Source organism: Streptomyces sp. YIM S03343 (assembly GCF_054729195.1).
On the sequence record NZ_JBPUKX010000001.1, the window covers coordinates 2,393,372 to 2,408,649 of the forward strand.

Sequence of the window (15,278 nt, forward strand, 5' to 3'; positions counted from 1 at the left end):
TCAGCACCCGCCCGAAGCGGGTGGGGCAGGCCAGCGCCTCGGAAACGGAGCACCACCGGGATGGGCACTCGGCTGACGACGAACCGGGGTTGGCGTTACACACGCGCGTGACAGCCGGGGAAGAGGATTGTGCCCCGCCGCGTGGTACAGCGGCGATCACAGTGAAAGCGCAGGACCGCTGCCCTGACCCACGGCCAGTCGAACGCACGAGTCTGATGGTGCGTCAGTCGTGGCCGCCTTCGCGTGGCATCGCCGGTGGTGACGACTTTCGCCAAGGCCAGCGGGATGGCCTTGGCGCCGGCCATCGCGACCATGACCGCTGACTGACGGCAAGTCAGGTGACCACGAGCGCCGGAGCGGCTGGTCGTGTGCGCGACTGCGTCTTCGCTGCGATGGCGGCTACACCACTCGACGGGGCATCACTGGAAAAAGCCACCTGAGGTGCCGCCCGAGTGGCACTGGCGGAGACGTTCTACGAATGGCGTGAGCACCTGCGCTTCGGCCCGAGCAACCAGAATGCGAGTCGATTCGGGGAGAGCCGGCGCGGTTGTCAGTGCTGATCGGTAGCGTAAGTCAGTGGAAGGACGTCGTGTCGGCCAGGCAGGGATGCTGGCCGACTGTGATCACTTGTGAGGCATGGTGGGCAACCCGCGTATGGACGCGGCCTGGGAACGCTTTCGGAGCATGCTCGATGGGATGCTCCCGCACGAGGCCACACAGCAGCTCCGCGATCTCTTCGTGCCTGAAGAGGTGATCGAAGAGATGCTGCAGCGTCATGAAGCCGCCACGACACAGATCGTCAGCCTTCGGGAGCCGCTTGCAGTCGGTCGGGAGAACACCCCTCCCTGGTACGCGGGATCGCGAGCAGGGGACAAGAACTGGCCGGCGTTCGAGAAGCGCCTGCGGCGCCAACTGGACGCGGACGAAGTCAGGAAGATCGACGAGGCATCCGATCGCGTCGTCGCGATGCTCGACCATCCGGCCACCCCGAACTTCCGTTCCCGCGGTCTGGTCATCGGGCACGTGCAGTCCGGCAAGACGAGTAACTTCACGGCCGTCGTGAGCAAGGCCGCAGACCGCGGCTACCGCATGTTCATCGTACTGTCCGGCATCCACAACTCACTGCGCCAGCAGACCCAAACCCGCCTTATCCGCGACCTGGTGGACCTCAATCCAGCGTTGTGGCATCAGATCACCAAGCCGGAGCATGACTTCCAACCACCGGCGAACGCTCAATCATTGGTGGCGTCCAAGGACCAATACCTCCTTCTGGTGGTCAAGAAGAATGCCCCCGTACTCAAGAAGTTGCGAGATTGGCTTGAGGAAGCGCGCGAGCAGCTCGGCAATTGCCCCACGTTGATCATCGATGACGAGGCTGACCAAGCAACCCTTGCCACCCGCCGGATCAATCCGCTCATCCGAGATGTGATCGGCCGAATCCCCAAAGTCTGCTACGTGGGATACACAGCCACGCCGTTCGCCAACCTCCTCGTCGACCCCGTGGACCACGAGGACTTCTACCCTCGAGATTTCATCCTCAGCCTTCCTCGCGGGGAGCGGTATCAGGGACCAGAGACGCTGTTTGGTCGGTACCCGCTCGAGCACGAAGACCCGTCCGAAGTTCCAGGCGGACTCGACATGATCCGGAGCATCCCCGTAGAGGAGCTGAGCGCCCTACGGCCAGCGAAAAAGGCTGAGATTCCCGACTTCAACCCCACAGCGGCTCCTTCCCTTCGCCGCGCCGTTTTCTGGTTCTGGCTGGCTACCGCTGCGCGGCATGCCAGAGGGCAGAGCGACCAGCATTCCTCGATGCTCATCCATGCCCACTCTGACACACGTGTCCATGACTCCTACCACCCCGTACTCCAAACACTCCGCCACGAGGTTCTCCGGGGAATCCAGGCGAATGACGGCGTCGTCGAGGAACTACGGAAGCTGTGGGACGAAGAGTCTCGCCGCGTCAAACCTGCGGACGGGAATCGACAGTTCGACTTCGAGACTGTGTTCCCGGCTCTGGAGGCGGTCGTCTCTACGACCACAATCGTCATGGACCACTACCGCAGCACAGACCGTCTCGACTATGCCTCGGGGCCGGTCAATGTCATCGCAGTGGGAGGCAACACCCTCTCCCGGGGGCTCACTCTGGAGGGCCTCGTAGTCAGCTTCTTCGTTCGCTCGTCCAATGTCTACGACACGCTGCTTCAGATGGGTCGTTGGTTTGGATACCGCCCCGGCTATGAGGATCTTCCTCGCATCTTCATGCCCGACGAAACCCGACGTTGGTTTGCCCACCTGGCGACGGTCGAAGAGGAAATGCGCATCGAGATCGACCGATACCTCACCGAACACCTCACCCCACTCGACATGGGTGTGCGGATCCGAACCCACCCGAAGATGAAGGTGACCGCTCCCTCCAAATCCAAGAGTGCAGTCCGTGCCGCAGCTTCTTACGGAGGACAGCTCGTCGAGACTCGTTACTTCCCATGCAGGCACAACGAGGAAGACGAGCAATGGCACGCCAAGAACGGTCTTGCCGTGTGGAAGTTGATGACCGCCGCGCATCGCGATGGGACAGTCGACGTCGATGTTGCCGACGGTCGCGCCTTGTGGCGTGGTATTCCCGTGGAGCACGTCCTCAACTTCATCGACGAGTACCAGTTCGACCCCAAGGACCTCGATGCCGCTCGCAATCTGCTGCAGGACTACATCGTCAACAGGAGCAAGAACTCTAGCGGCTTGACCCGCTGGAACATCGGAGTCATCGGGAAGAGGCCGACCTCCGAGAGCGGCCGGGTCGAACTGCCTCACGGCGCTTCAGTAGATCCCGTGGTCCGTACCCGTCTGGCATCGCCGGCCGACGAATCCGTCGCCGACATCAAGACGCTCACAGGTCCCCGCGACGAAGCGTTGGACCTTGACCTCTCGAAGGGCGACGGGCCGGTCAACCGAACACTGCTCAAGCGCTTGAGGGTGTCGCAGCAGCCTGAGCGAGGCTTGATTCTCCTCTATCCGATCGATTCGAAGGCGCCCGTGCCCATCCGTAGTAAGAACGGCGAGGAAGAGCCGGTGACGGGTCGGGCCCCGCTGGACGCGCCGGGTGAGATCGTGTGGGGCGTCGCCCTCGTCTTCCCCGAGCCGACCAACGGACCGGACCTGGGCGTCGAGTACGACTACCTCCAAGTCGACCTCTCGCGGGTCTTCCCGTCCGCAGGCGAGGACGAGGACGAAGACGTCTCGGTGCTCTACCAGGATCTCGATGTCGGTAACGAGGCTGCTGCATGACCGAGCACCGCTGGTCAGTTGCCTCTCTCCGACTGCGGGACCTGCTCGAGGGGCTCTGGGACCTGCTCGACCAACAGGCTGCCACAGCCATCGATGATGCGATGATCACGGCAGGGCTGGAGGTCGGCACCATCCACGGCGCTCTTCGGCTCGGCCGTGATTCCGAGGGACTGCGCCACCTGCTCGTGCCCATCGGCCCCGGCGACAGAGTCGACGACGACCTTCGCAGCACCGGCGTCCACCTCACAACTCGGACGCTGTCCAGCGACGACGCATTGCCCGTCCGATACGCCGACATCGCCTGTCGGCGACGCGATCTCGCCGGAACGTTCACAGGACTGGTCGCGGACCTGGCCGGGTTGATCGCGATGGAGCCCTATCGGGCGCCTTCGCTCATCGTCCGTACATTGCACGCCTGGAGGCTCCTGTTCGGAGGAGGATCCAGTCGATGGACCGTCCCGCGTTTGGCGGGATTGTTCGCCGAACTCGTCGTGCTGGAGGAGCTGCTGGGTGTGGATCCGCGAGCCGTCCGTGCGTGGCTGGGCCCCCTCGGGTGCCCTCAGGACTTCCGCGGCGCCCACCACGCCATCGAGGTCAAGGGCACCGCGTCCGCCGAAGGCCGCGTCGTCCACATCCACGGTGTGGATCAGCTGGAGGCACCGGAGCAGGGCACCCTCACCCTCGCCTGGTTGCGAGTCACAGAGTCGACGGCCCCCGGCGCCCGTTCCGTTCTCGAGTTGCTCGCCGAGTGTCGCGGAATGACCGACGACCTCAGCGCCTTGGAAACCCGGCTGACAGCCCTGGGTCTCCCACAAGACGATGAGGGGCCGATAGGCCGAACCCGTTTTCTCGCCACGGAGCAACGGTGGTACGAAGTATCCGAGGATTTTCCTCGGGTTATCCCCCAGAGCTTCGTCGGAGCAGCCGTCCCCGTCGGGGTCCAGGATCTGGAATATCGAATAGACCTCGACACAGTCCCGCACATCACCGAACGGGAGCCCGTGCTCGAGCGTGTAGGGGCCGATCTGTGAGCGAACCCGGCTGGTACGCACAGCCTTTTCGCGCCGACGGCGGGATCACCGCGAACGGTCTACTGAGCCAGCTCGGGCGCCCCAGTCTGTCGCAGCTGACGCTGCTCGTCCGCGAAGCGGCCCAGAACTCATGGGATGCCCGCCTGCCGGAGCAATCCGTCGTCCGCTTCCGACTCGACCTGAGCACCGCAGGCGCCGGTCATGCCGCCGCGTGGCGCCGCATGTTCTCGGAGGGGTCCTCGAACGTCGGCCACCAGAACGGGATGTTCCGTTCACTCACTCAAGCGACGGCCATCCGATATCTGGCGGTCTCCGATCGTGGCACCACCGGCCTCGCTGGCCCGACCCGGTCCGACGCCGGAAAAACTGCGCGAAGAGAGTGGGCGCGGTTCGTGCTGAACAGCGGCGATCGTGACGGAGTCGCGAACACGTCGAGTGGGGGTACGTACGGGTACGGCAAGAGCGCTTTGTTCCAACTGTCGAAAGCCGGCTGCGTCCTCGTATACACCCGCTTCAAGGGCGATGACGGACGCCTATGCACGCGCTTCATCGGCGTCGCCATTCGTCAATCCTTCTGGGATGGAGACTCTCGATACACCGGACGACACTGGTGGGGTCTACCGGAGCGGGAACACTGTGAGCCGCTGCGGGACGCTCAAGCGGACACGGTCGCTCGCGAGTTGGGCATCCCGGTCTTCAACATGGAGGAAACCGGGACGACGCTCGTCGTGGTCGACCCCGACCTGACGGACCCCAGCCTGCCGGACTCGGACACGACTCCGGAACTGTCCGTGCACGAGGCAGGCGCTTACCTCGCTGACGCGACAGCGTGGAACCTGTGGCCGATCACACTCGTCGATCGAGCCGTACGCATGGATGTCGCGGTCACGGCAAACGGCACGGACATCGCCGTTCCAAACGCCGAGACCGATGCGACGCTCGCCGAATTCGCGTCCGCCTATCACAAGATCGCCGAAGGTACTGCGCAGCCACTGGCCTGTGGCAAGCCGCGCAAGGACTTGGGGCACTTCGCTTACCAGTACACCTACGGGGCCTCCGTAACCTCCCTGGCGGCCCGTGAACTCGGCATCGAGGGAGCTCCGCACCATGTCTGTCTTCTGCGCGGTCCCGAGCTCGTGGTTCGGTACCACTCCGGCCCGGAGAGATCGCACCCGGACGCCGGCTATGCCGCCGTCTTCAAGGTGACCGACGAACTGGATGAGACGTTCGCACGAGCAGAGCCGCCGACCCACGATGCGTGGGAGCACCAGCAATTGCAGGGACGAGAGGCGACCTTCGTACGCACCACAGGGCGGCGACTGAAGGACCAGTGCGACAGATTGAGCGGAGCCCAGGCACGAAGGGCAGTCAAAGTCGGCACCTACGCCATGGGCTCGGTGGCACAACGGCTGGGACATCTGTTGGCGGGCCCAGGCGGGACGGGAGCCGCCGTACTGCCCGCCAGCCCACTTCCCGGGACCTCTCGGCCCCTAGTGGCTCCCGTGCCCGACGACGCATCGGGAACTCAGGCCCCGCCGACGCCCTCAGGGCCGGCTCCGCAGGGGGAGGGCGGGCCACATGGCGGTCGCTGGGAACAGGGCGGCGGAAGAAGGCAACGGGTGCGCAGGCCCACCCTGACGGCCGAGCCGCACTTCGAAGTGATCAACGGGATGCCGGTCGTGGTACAGCGAGTTCGGCTTCACGGGCCTGACCGGGTGGAAGGTTCCGTGCGAGTCGTCACCGGTGACGGAGGAACGGAGAGCCAGTCCCCCACGGGTGCGGTGCAGCCCGAGGTGTACGGCTGGCGTGTACCGGTGGACGGCCGCATCGTGGTCGGAGAGGTCCTCTATCACTCCGGTGATGCCACCGACGTCGATCTGCTCATCAGGGCCGTCGCCGACGTGCTCATAGACATCAATGTGGTGGGGCGCTCATGAGCGTTCGCGTCTGGCCGTACCGAAAGCCCGTCGACCGAGTGCATGCCGAGCAGTGGAGATCGGGCGACGCGACCGGCGAGCCCGCACCCGACGCGCTGACGGCCTGGGACTACACCACCGACTTTACGTTGAGACGGGTGGTCGAAATCGACCTAGCCGAGCTCCGCAAGGACTGCGGGCTGCCAGGCGATGCGCCCCTGCGCCTGTGCGTGCGCTACTGGCCTTCGACGTCACTCCTTCGCAAGTCCGCCTTCGTGGAGGAGCTCCCCTCCCACTCGGACCGAGCCTCGTGCGAGGTGCAGATCTCAGCCGACAGCGCTCAGCTCGGCGGTTTCCTGACCGTCGAGACGCTCATAGAACTGGCCGCCGACCTGCCTACCGTCGAGCCCTTCGTCGCCACCCGGACCGGGTCGATCTTGTGGAGCGATCAGAAACGCATCCATCTCGAGGGTGGAGCCGGTCTGTTGCCAGTCGCCCCTGTGTCCTTCAGGGAGGCCGGTCTCCCGGCGGGTTCAGCCTGGTACGTGAGCATGGACGGCGGGGACTGGCAACAAGCCGCGATGGGCAGTCTGCTCGTGCTCTTGAACGAGGACAATCCCGCGGTCAAGCAGGCGATGGAAGCCGCGCAGGGCGAACTCTCCGGAATGGTGTGGAGCGTGCTCGAGGTCGATATCGTCACCGACCTCGTGGGACGGGCCTTGGACGACGACGCGTTCGTCGATGAAACACCGTCGGACGACCCCGACGGCGACTTGACCATGGCGGGTCTGGTGCGTGCGCTCGTGCGCACGTACCTATCGCGTCCGGGTGAGTCCGCCGAGCAGGCGATCAAGCGGCTGCGCGACGAACGCCGCAGGGATCCGTCCCGGTTCAGAGCCGATGTCCACGCCGGCGTCAGATTCCCACGGGAGGCCACGGCATGAGCCTGCTCTACCCGCGCCTACTCCCCAGCGAGACGGAGCACCGCTTTCGCGTACTCCACGACACGGCTCCAGACCAGCACCCGACCATTGTTGCCAACCACTCCCGCCGAGCCGTCTACGCGGCCACTGGAGGCCGCCGGATCTCACCCGAGGAACTCGATCAGCTCCGGGACGGCATCGTTCGCGTGGCCCGCGAGCAAGGTTTCCCGTCATCCCGATCCACCGTGCAACGGAGCCTCTTCGACCGGACAACAGCCCAAATGCTGTACGAGCAGTGCCTCATGGCGCCCGGCGAAGCCTCACAGCGACAGGTGTGGGCGTTCCTCTCACTTGTCCTCCTCCCCGACGTGTGTGCCTGGAGGTGGCAGGCGGACTCGGACGGTCGTTACCCGGCCGACCGTTTCAAGGGAACCGACCTGACCCGCCACGCGCTCGCCCGTCTGTGGACCCGTGCGCATGTGCTCCACGACCCGACCGCCGACGATCCCTACCACCTGCTGGACGTCTTGGGCGAGAACGATCTCGACCAGATCATGGCCAGACGCTTCGCTCTCGCCGCGTCGCCAGTGCTAGTCAGGGCGATCGTCCGGGCGCACCGGGAAGACATGGCCGACGGGAGCGTCTCCACCCGGGAGGTGTTCCGGCAGAGCCTGATGCGGCTTCTCCGACTTACGGCGTTCCTCGACCTCGACTCCACATCGGAGCCGGAACTAGGGCACTTGGTGAGGAAGGTCCGGTCCGAGGCCCGTGCCGCGCTGACAAGATGAGGGAGATCCAGGCGAGAACACATGAACGCTCGGCCTACACCAGCGGGTGAGACGATCTCGCGACCGTGAACATCACTCGAATAAGTTTCGAATCCGGACAGGTGAACTTTGGCCAGCGGGCTACGAGTCGGACAGGTCTATCGCTATGCAGGCAGCCAGGACCCGAAGCCGGCGACTCTGAACGACCACTCGAACTTCCACTACGTCACGCACTCACCGGGTTTCAAGAGGGTCTTGCTGACCGCAGGAATCAACGGGATAGCAGAAGTCGAGGCGCCTGATGGAATCCGGCGCCCCGCAATCCTCATTCGGTCGAGCCCATGGAAGGCCGGCACCGAACAGACGCCATGGCACGACGTGTTCGGCCTGGCCAACGGTCACGTTCGCTATTTCGGCGACCACAAACCCGGCCTGACCGTTGCACCCGGCTCTACCACCGGAAATTCGGCGCTCTTGGATGCTCTCACCGGCCATCAAGGCCGAACTCCCGAGGAGCGCACAGCTGCGGCCCCCCTTCTCCTCTTTCGCGCCGTTTCACGGAACGGCCAGGTAAAGGGATATGTGGAGTTCTGCGGTGTAGGCGTAATCGAGCGCACAGAGCGACTGGTCCAATGGGGCGGTGGCGAACACACGACCTTCGTCAATTTCGTCTACGACATCGCTCTACTCGATTTGACCGCTGAGGACGACACTGTTGCATGGGAGTGGATCCGCGCTCGTCGAGACGGGAACGTGACCCATGCCGAGGCCCTCAAAATGGCGCCACGATCGTGGCGGGAATGGGTCAAGCACGGCAGCTCGGCTCTCCCGAGACTCCGCCGCCGCGTCGCCCGAGCCAAGGTCGCCAAAGTGCGCGACCAGCGTTCCCGCCCGGAAAGCAGGGATGCCACGGACCTGGAGGCGGTCTACAAGTACTTCGACGGGCGCAAACACGACTTCGAAGCACTGGCTGCGACTGTGGCCGCCCGTGTATTGCGCGGCGCCGGCCACGGCTACATCGAGGGTTGGTTGACGCGCCGTTCCGGCGACGGAGGAGCAGATTTCGTCGGCCGACTCGACATCGGCAGCGGCCTGGCCGGAACGAGCCTCGTCGTACTCGGACAGGCCAAGTGCGTCAGGCCCGACACCCTCATCACCGCCGAGCACGTCGCCCGCGTTGTCGCCCGACTCCACCGAGGTTGGATCGGTGTTTACGTGACAACGGGCTCCTACTCGGAGGCGGCGCAGCTGGAGATGGTCGAAGATCAATACCCGATCGTCCTCATCAACGGCCGAACTCTGGTTGAAGAACTCCGAAGTATGGCCCGCGACGACCACGGAGGGGACCTGTCTGCGTGCATCGATCAAGTCCTCAACGGCCAGGAGACCGCCGTCACCAATCGCCGTCCGGAAGAGATCCTGCTGCAGTGACCGCAACTCGGTGCAGGTCGCTGATGCTGCGACGCGATGCCGGGGCGGCTTCCCAACCTGGGGCGCCTCCGTACGGTGTCAGAGCCTCAGAAGGGAAGCGAGTTCAATCTGACTGCGTGCCACTCGATTCATTGCCGGCCTGCCGATCATCGGTCTGCTGCTCTTCTTGCCGCACCGGTTGCGTGAGCGAGATGTGAACGATGCCTTCCTCTGTGGCAATCGAAAGGTCCGCGCCGAGGACTGCAACGTCTCGAACCGAGGTCCCCAGAGGAACGGTCAGTTCAACGTGGTCGCTGAGTGGATCCCAGATCCGGACGACACCTTCGTAACCGGCGACCAATCGGATACGGCCATCCATGCCAGTGAACGCGGCGATCGCCCGCACCCCGCCGAAGTGGCCGGTCAGCGTGGTGGATGCGGTACCGCTCTCGACATCCCAAATCCGCACCGTGCCGTCCGTCCCGCCGGTGGCCAACCTCGCCCTGCCGTCGGAGCCGGTGAAGGCAGCGACCGCCTCCACTTCCCCGACGTGGCCGGTCAGTGTTGCCACCGGCGTCCCACCATCCAGATCCCAGATTCGTACCACGCCGTCGGCCCCGCCGAGGGCCAGCCGAACATCGCCGTCCGTTCCGGTGTACGTCGTCACCGCTCCCACACCGCGGCCGCGACCACCCCATGGGGCGAGATGGTCGCCACTGCTCGGGTCCCAGATCCGCACCGTCCCGTCCACACCGCTGGTCACCAGATGCGTCAGGCCGTCGACGCCCGCGAATGCCGTGACCGAGCCGACGGAGTCCGCGTGGCCGTTCAGCGCGAAGAGCTGAACTCCTCCGTCCGGATTCCAGATTCGCACCATGCCGTCCGCTCCGCCGGTGACGATCTGAACGCTGCCGCCGGCGATGAACGTCTCCACAACATGGATCCCTCCGACATGGCCGAGCCATGCGGAGAGCTCCTTTCCAGCGTCCGCATCGCGGATCCTCACCATGCCGTCCGCCCCGCCGGTGACCAGCCGAGGGGCACCGTCCGTACCCGCGAACAGCGCGACCGCCTGCGTGTCACCGATCTGATCGACCGGCTCGACGCGCTCGATGCCGCCGGCCGCATCCCAGATCCTGACTGTCCCGTCCGTCCCGCCGGTGGCAAGCAGCACGCGGCCGCCGGTGCCAATGAATGCCGCGACCGATCCCAACGAGCGACTGTGACCGGCCAACATCCCTAGTTCGGTACCGGTCCGCGGATCCCAGATACGCACCGTTCCATCGTTCCCCCCGGTGGCCAGTCGCACCTCGCCATCCTGACCCGTAAGTGCCTCCACGGCCCACACCCCGCCGTCGTGGCAGGTCCATGCTGCCAGTTCGACTCCGGTGTCTGCGGCCCAAATGCGCACGAACCCGTCGTCACCACCGGTGGCCACCTTGACGCGGTCGTCCTGTCCAGTGAACGTCGTCACCGCCCACACCCCACCGAGGTGACCGGCAAGCACTGTGAGTTCGCGACCGCTGTCGGGATCCCATACGCGTGCCGTACCGTCACCACTGCCTGAAATCAGACGAACGCCATTGTCCTCGACCGTGACGACGGCGATCGCCCACACGGAACCGGAATGACCCGTCATCTCGGCGATCTCCTTGCCGCTCTCCGTATCCCAGATCCGCAGCGCACCGTCGCCGCCTCCGGAGATCAGCCGCACTCGCCCTTCTCTGTCGCCGAAGGAGGCCACTGCGCCAACTGAGCCGGGGCGACTGGGCCATACATCCATTTCGGCGCCGTCGCTCGGATCCCAAATCCGAACGGCCCCATCGCCGAAGTCACCGCCAGTGGCCAGACGTACACCGCCGTCCCAACCGACATACGCCGCCACAGCTCCCACCCAGGGCACCTTGGCGGGCCAAGCAGCGAGTTGAGTTCCACTGGCCGCGTCCCAAACCCGCACCATGCCGTCGTCACCACCGGAAGCCAACCGGGCACGGCCGTCCCCGCCGGTGAATGCCGCCACGGCGCCCACTCCGCCGCTGTGGCCGGTCAGGGGAAGATGTACGGAGTGTCGGGGCAGGCGTGCCCATTTCACTGTCCAGGCACACACCGGATCGTGCACCTCCGGCCGGGGAAGAACCTTCTCAGAGTGGTCCGCGTAGCGGACCGTCGCCAGCTCTCGGATACCTCGACGGTCACTGGGTGCCGCACCGGCGAGCATGTGTTGTGCACCGAGAACCCCCGCGATCACGGGCGGCAGCTTCGAGCGACCGAACGTGTGAAGCATGACGTTGGTCGTGACCGCTGTGGGGTCGAGCCGGTCCAGAACGCCGGGGTGGCCTGCCAGGTCCTCCCAGGCTTCAACACCGCCGAGCGCAGCGTGCGCGGGCAGGTACTGGGAGATGTAGGCGTTGAGCTCGTGATCGGGGAGACGGGACTCGACGTCCGTCGTGAGGCGGGCCGAGATGTGGTGGTGGCGGGGATCGGGTAGGGACGGGGCTCGGAAGTGTTCTGCGAATGTGCGGTGAGCAAGGCGATAGACGCTCTGCCCGGACTCCACGTCGAGCATGAGGTAGGGGGCCGCGGTTCGGGTCAGAGTGTCGATGTGTTCGTCCGTCACGGTGAGACCGTCGGCGATCGCGGACGCCGCTGAAGCCCAGACGCCGTCACGCAAAGGCATCCCGTGTCCCTGAGCCAGTGCGAGTGCTTCGAGGAGAGGGCGGTTCGCCTCGGCGCCGGCGGCCAAACGGTCGACTGCGCGGCCGAAGAGACTCCGGTGGTCGCCGTCGAGTAGGGCGTTGAGTTCGTCCTCACCGTCCCCGGTGAGCAGAGTCGGGTTCTGCAAGATCTCGTGCACGGCGAGACGTGCGTAGAGGAACTCCCGGTCGCGGCCGCCGATGGCGTCGGCGATTTGCTCGATGCGATCCGACGGGCTCAGATCCGACCGAGCGGACACGGCATCGGTCAGGCGGCGGCGTACGTAGCGCGTCACCGCGTCACCGTCTCGGGGAACGTGGATCGACAGGTCGGCCCGACCGAGTGCCTCGAGTAGACCCTCGTCATCGGGATGGGGGAGGTCGGGCCCTTCTTTGGTGGACCGCCGGGTACCGACGATGACGCGTAGCAGCGGGAGCTTCGCGAGTCGACGCAGGATGCGCTGGGCGGTCACCTCGGGGAGGTGCCCTTCGTCGAGGCCGTCGGCGAGCAAGGTGAAGGGCTTGCTCCGTCCTTTCATCTGCGTATGAAGCCAGTCCGTTTGGACGGTCGGTGACGGGTCCGCGGGAGGCATGGGAAGCCCCGCTGCCTTCGCGATCCGAGACACCACGTCCTGCGGGGTGGCACCGCTCAGGTGAAGGACGGCGTCGAAGGGGTCGCACGGGCGCGGAGCGCCAGAAGGCAGGGGGTCGAGTTGCCCCGCGCGTTCCAACAGGTTGCACAGCTGCGGCCGCGTATGAACTAGGACATGCCCCAAGAGCGCGGACTTACCGGAACCGGACGCACCTGTGACGACTGCAAGGCCGCTCTGAGCAGTGTCGAGCCAGTTCAAAAGCTGATCACGCTCGGTTGAACGGCCTTCAAAATACCAAGCCTGTTCCCCGAATTCGGCGCCGCTTGCTTTGGGAATGAAGTGGCGGCGCTCGTCGTCGGTGAAACCAGCGAGTACGGCTTCGATATCGGCGAGGACGTCCAGTGGAGCTGCGATTGCGCCAGCCAAGGTTGGAATCCTGCGTTCCAGCGCAGCGGTGGGTTCGATGCCGTGTGGTATGACCGGGCAACCAGGCAGGTTCCGGCTGAGTTCGGCCGCAAGGGTCCATAGGCTGATGGTGTTCTCGGCGGGAAAGTTGACCGTGAGGGCGGTATCAAGAGCCTTGCGGAACCGGCCCAGGTTGGCGATACCTTCCTCCGAGGTCGCCACCATCAGGACGTTGCGTGGGCCACCGGCGGCATCGCTATGGGCTTCGGCGCTCATCAGCTGGACGAACCTGGCGGAGCGGCACGCATCGATGACGACGATCGCCCATGTCCCGTCCGCCAACTTGTGGCCCTGGCGAGACGTGAGGTAGTCAACGAGCCTCTCGGGGGACACGCCGCCGGTCGTGAGCGGGCGAGGACTACGGGAATGGGCCAATCGCGCCGACTGGCCGTCGCTCTCCCCATGACCGAGCCAGTACAGAAATGTGTCGGCGTGGATGGTCGGCGCGGCCCAGGCGTTCAGGCGTTCCTCGACCGCGTCAGCGCCCCGGTCTTCGTCGGGCACCTCCCACGGGTGGACCTCGGCACCGAACGGAGCGAGGAGTTCGGCCACGCTCTCGACTTCCACCGTCGTGTCGAGCGGGTCGTGGTGGTCGTACCGGCCGATGGCGACCGGGAAGTACTGAAGGGGACGCGAGTCCTCGGAATCCGTCGGCATGGCGGCGACCGTTCCCTCACCCGTCCAAGTCCGAGGCGTCGAGCGCGGCCGCCAGAAGCAACTGCGTCACGGGGGAATTGCCGCCGGTATTAACCCGGACTCGGTACAGCCCGGGGGACGTCAGCGTCACCGGAGCTCCGATCTCACCGTCCATCCACCTCAGACGGGGGGTGTCGAGTCGGCGATCGTCCTCGGCGTCGTGGATACTGCAGAGGATGCTCGCAGGCGAGTCGGCACCGGTCACACGCAAAGTCCAGGTCTCCCCCACCTCGACCGCGTCCGGTACGGCGAGGCCGATCTCGCCAGCTCCCAATGGGAGGCCCAACTCCTCATCGGGTTCCGTGAGAACCGCCTGCACGTAGCGCAGTGCCACGCTGTCCTTGGCCAAAGCACCGTGCTGCAGGGGCAGATAGGTGACGCCGACACCGCTCAGAGAAGCGGCATCCCGCTGGACGGTGCCGTCTCCCGCACGGTCGTGACGCTCGGGGACACCGTCTGGGGTGCGACGGAGGTCGCCGTCGGTGTCCGGGCGGAAACCGACGTACTGCACGTGGACGATCCCGCCCTCCAATCGCAGGCTCTGCATGGTGGGTTGAGCGATACCGACGACGGCCCGATGACCGGGCAAGGCCTCTGGACCGGACATCCGTATCCGCTGCCGGAACTCCTGTGAATGCTCGGCGAGTTCTTCGTCGCCGCCGAGCCCGCCCACGTCACGCGGGGTCAACCGGTGGACCTCCAGACCTGCGTCGACACACCGAAATTCGGGCAGCAGGTCGTGCACGCCGGGAAGGGTCGCCGCCAAGGCGGCCATTCGGTATCGAGGCAAGGTGGGCAGAGGATCGTGGCGACTTCCGTTGAGGATGGCGGCCGCCTTGACGGACCCGTGGAACGGGGTACCGAGGGTGATCACGGCACGCGTGTCAGAGGTCAGGTCGACATTCGGATCTGCAAGGGCGGCGCGGGTGACGAGGCCGCCCATCGAGTGGGCGACGAAGACGAGACGCGCGGGGCGGCCGCCTCCAGAGGCCATCGGATGAGCGCGCCAGACGTCGAGATGGGAGCGCGCCGCCGTGGCAAGCCGCGCGCCGTTGACGGCCACAGGCAGCCGCCAGTCGTAGGGGAATTCCAGGATGGCCGAAGGGTCCGCAACGGCCTTCCTCACGGCGACGACCAGATCACCGTACGGTTCGAAGCCCTGCAGGAACGGAGCCCAAGCCGGGACCTTCAACAGTCCCGTCGCTCTCACCCGTCCATACTTACCGGCGCGTTCCTCGGCGGTCAGATGCAGCGGCAGGAGTCCGTCGCGGCAGCTCCAGGCCCGCGCCAGCAGATTGACGCTCAGTCCCCAGAGGGGCTCGCCGGTCGCACCGTCCTCCAACGCACTACCCATGATTCCTGGGATGACGATGACGGCGTCCCGGGTGATGTCGGCAGCCGTTAACGGTAGCGGTGACCACGGTCGTTGCTGTGTGCCCGCCATCGCTTCTTCTTCCTCCCCCACTTTGTTATGTCTTGGAACGATAGCCAGCGTGCACCTG

8 protein-coding genes are annotated in these 15,278 nt (G+C 65.5%); 6 read left to right on the plus strand and 2 right to left on the minus strand.

The window, feature by feature from the left end; all coding sequences use genetic code 11:
• Positions 1–636: 636 nt before the first annotated feature.
• From ACSYGN_RS10220 to ACSYGN_RS10245, 6 genes are all read left to right on the plus strand, one after another.
• Complete coding sequence (locus tag ACSYGN_RS10220) at positions 637–3,282, plus strand: Z1 domain-containing protein (RefSeq protein ID WP_460394091.1); 2,646 nt, start codon at positions 637–639, stop codon at positions 3,280–3,282.
• On the plus strand, positions 3,279–4,313 hold the full coding sequence (locus ACSYGN_RS10225; protein ID WP_460394093.1) for a PD-(D/E)XK motif protein: 1,035 nt from the start codon (positions 3,279–3,281) through the stop codon (positions 4,311–4,313). Before ACSYGN_RS10220 ends, ACSYGN_RS10225 begins: the two co-directional genes overlap by 4 nt.
• Complete coding sequence (locus ACSYGN_RS10230; RefSeq protein ID WP_460394095.1) at positions 4,310–6,250, plus strand: hypothetical protein; 1,941 nt, start codon at positions 4,310–4,312, stop codon at positions 6,248–6,250. Before ACSYGN_RS10225 ends, ACSYGN_RS10230 begins: the two co-directional genes overlap by 4 nt.
• The gene (locus ACSYGN_RS10235) at positions 6,247–7,173 is read left to right on the plus strand and encodes a hypothetical protein (protein WP_460394097.1); all 927 of its coding nucleotides are present in this window, start codon (positions 6,247–6,249) and stop codon (positions 7,171–7,173) included. The genes ACSYGN_RS10230 and ACSYGN_RS10235 overlap by 4 nt, the downstream gene beginning before the upstream one ends.
• Entirely contained in the window at positions 7,170–7,940 is a 771-nt protein-coding gene (locus tag ACSYGN_RS10240) for a DUF6339 family protein (RefSeq protein WP_460394099.1), read from the plus strand. Before ACSYGN_RS10235 ends, ACSYGN_RS10240 begins: the two co-directional genes overlap by 4 nt.
• Positions 7,941–8,048: 108 nt before the next feature.
• Positions 8,049–9,350: a restriction endonuclease gene (locus tag ACSYGN_RS10245; RefSeq protein ID WP_460394101.1), complete on the plus strand. Its 1,302-nt coding sequence runs from the start codon at positions 8,049–8,051 to the stop codon at positions 9,348–9,350.
• 103 nt (positions 9,351–9,453) lie between these two features.
• Here the strand turns inward: ACSYGN_RS10245 and ACSYGN_RS10250 are convergent, their stop codons facing one another.
• On the minus strand, positions 9,454–13,737 hold the full coding sequence (locus ACSYGN_RS10250; protein WP_460394103.1) for a hypothetical protein: 4,284 nt from the start codon (positions 13,735–13,737) through the stop codon (positions 9,454–9,456).
• Positions 13,738–13,753: 16 nt separating this feature from the next.
• Positions 13,754–15,241, minus strand: a complete 1,488-nt coding sequence (locus tag ACSYGN_RS10255; RefSeq protein WP_460394105.1) for an esterase/lipase family protein — start codon at positions 15,239–15,241, stop codon at positions 13,754–13,756.
• Positions 15,242–15,278 lie beyond the last annotated feature (37 nt).

Bases quoted from the DNA above. Each gene is read 5' to 3' on its own strand.
- ACSYGN_RS10220 (WP_460394091.1), top strand. From the start codon at position 637: ATGGTGGGCAACCCGCGTATGGACGCGGCCTGGGAACGCTTTCGGAGC.
- ACSYGN_RS10240 (WP_460394099.1), top strand. From the start codon at position 7,170: ATGAGCCTGCTCTACCCGCGCCTACTCCCCAGCGAGACGGAGCACCGC.
- ACSYGN_RS10225 (WP_460394093.1), top strand. From the start codon at position 3,279: ATGACCGAGCACCGCTGGTCAGTTGCCTCTCTCCGACTGCGGGACCTG.
- ACSYGN_RS10235 (WP_460394097.1), top strand. From the start codon at position 6,247: ATGAGCGTTCGCGTCTGGCCGTACCGAAAGCCCGTCGACCGAGTGCAT.
- ACSYGN_RS10250 (WP_460394103.1), bottom strand. From the start codon at position 13,737: ATGCCGACGGATTCCGAGGACTCGCGTCCCCTTCAGTACTTCCCGGTC.